Origin of the sequence: Stenotrophomonas sp. 2YAF22, assembly GCF_052114665.1 — a bacterium.
In the GTDB taxonomy this organism is placed as follows: Bacteria; Pseudomonadota; Gammaproteobacteria; order Xanthomonadales; family Xanthomonadaceae; genus Stenotrophomonas; species Stenotrophomonas indicatrix.
This window is the reverse complement of the sequence record NZ_JBFRFE010000767.1, coordinates 1-1720: the sequence shown is the minus strand read 5'-3', so window position 1 is coordinate 1720 and position 1720 is coordinate 1. Positions and strand designations below refer to the sequence as shown.

General features: G+C 66.0%; 3 protein-coding genes. All 3 read left to right on the top strand.

Annotation, left to right across the window (positions count from 1 at the left end):
* A partial coding sequence (locus AB4Y84_RS20925; RefSeq protein WP_442250846.1) for a phosphate ABC transporter ATP-binding protein occupies positions 1 to 412 on the top strand: 412 nt, incomplete at its 5' end.
* Between the two features lie 64 nt (positions 413 to 476).
* Positions 477 to 1184: a phosphate signaling complex protein PhoU gene (gene phoU / locus AB4Y84_RS20920; RefSeq protein WP_025875384.1), complete on the top strand. Its 708-nt coding sequence runs from the start codon at positions 477 to 479 to the stop codon at positions 1182 to 1184.
* A gap of 180 nt (positions 1185 to 1364) precedes the next feature.
* The coding region (locus AB4Y84_RS20915) for an HvfA family oxazolone/thioamide-modified RiPP metallophore (RefSeq protein ID WP_442250845.1) at positions 1365 to 1720 on the top strand (356 nt) is incomplete at its 3' end.

The following is a 1720-nucleotide window of genomic DNA, read 5'->3' as shown; positions in this document are numbered from 1 at the left end:
GTCCAAGGCGGACATGGCCGACCGTGTCGAGCACGCGCTGCGCCAGGGCGCGTTGTGGGACGAAGTGAAGGACAAGCTCAACCAGAGCGCGCTGGGCCTGTCCGGTGGCCAGCAGCAGCGTCTGTGCATCGCCCGTGCCGTGGCCCTGCGCCCGTCGGTGCTGCTGCTGGACGAGCCGACCTCGGCGCTGGACCCGATTTCCACCAGCCGCATCGAGCAGCTGGTGGAAGAGCTCAAGCACGAGTACACCATCGTGATCGTCACCCACAACATGCAGCAGGCCGCGCGCGTGTCCGATTACACCGCCTTCATGTACCTGGGTGACCTGATCGAGCACGACCGCACCGAAGTGATCTTCTCGCAGCCGTCCAAGCAGCAGACCGAGGATTACATCACCGGCCGGTTCGGCTGATCGGCGCTGACGCTTCGCCACCTGTCCCAGCCAGGCGCGCCTGGCTCTACCTGGATTGCAGAACATGAACCTTCCCAACGACCACATCGTCAAAAGCTACGACGAAGAGCAGCAGCGCCTGGTGGCCGAAATCGTGCGCATGGGCGAGATGGCCGTCGCCCAGCTCGAGGCGTCGATGGACGTCATCGAGAAGCGCGATGAGAACGCCGCCCATCGCATCATCGCCAACGACGAAGCGATCGATTCGCTGGAACAGCAGATCAGCCACGACGTGATGCGCCTGGCGCTGCGTGGCCCGATGGCCCGCGACCTGCGCGAAATCCTCGCCGGCCTGCGCATTCCGGCCGATATCGAGCGCATTGGCGACTACGCGGCCAACGTCGCCAAGCGCTCGATCGCGCTGGGCAAGGTACCTCCGCTGCCGCAGATCCAGGGCCTGCGCGCCCTCGGCCGCCTGGCCGCACAGCAGGTCCGCCGCGCCATCGCCGCCTACCGCGACAACGACGCCGATGCCGCACTGGAACTGCGCGAGGACGACGCCCGCCTGGATGCGCAGTACACCGCGCTGTTCCGCGAGCTGCTGACCTACATGATGGAAGACCCGCGCAACATCACCCCGTGCACCCACCTGCTGTTCATGGCCAAGAACCTGGAGCGCGTGGGCGACCATGCCACCAACATCGCCGAGAACGTGTGGTTCCTGGTGCACGGCGAACAGCCGCTGCCGCCGCGCCAGAAGCGCGACGAGACCTCCAGCGCGGGCGATATCTGATACTGCACTGCAACACCGGATTCGACTCCAGGGTGGCCGCTGTCCTCGTGACAGCGGCCTTTTTGTTGGCGCTGTAATACTTCTCACGAAAATTTGAATTCCCGGCGAGGATTCGTTGAGTAGGATCGCTGCACCATCGCTTCACCACGGGCACCCGCCCACCACCCAGGAGCACGACCGATGAGCACCTCCAACAAGACGCTGTCCCTGCTGACCGCCACCGCCCTGGCCGCAGGCCTCGGCATGACCGCCTCCGCCTCGGCCCTGAGCATGACCGACCTCGCCCAGGGCTACCTGGTGGCCGGCCAGGCGGCCAAGGCCACCGATGCGAAGGCGGCCGATGCGAAGGCGGCCGATGCAAAATCCGCCGAYGCGGCCAAGCATGCCGAAGGCAAGTGTGGCGCCGACGGCAAGAGTGCTGAAGGCAAGTGCGGCGGCGACAAGGGCAAGGCAGCGGCCGGTGCGGACACCAAGGCCAAGACCGGCGGTGACAAGAAGTCGGCCGAAGGCAAGTGCGGCGAAGGCAAGTGCGGTGG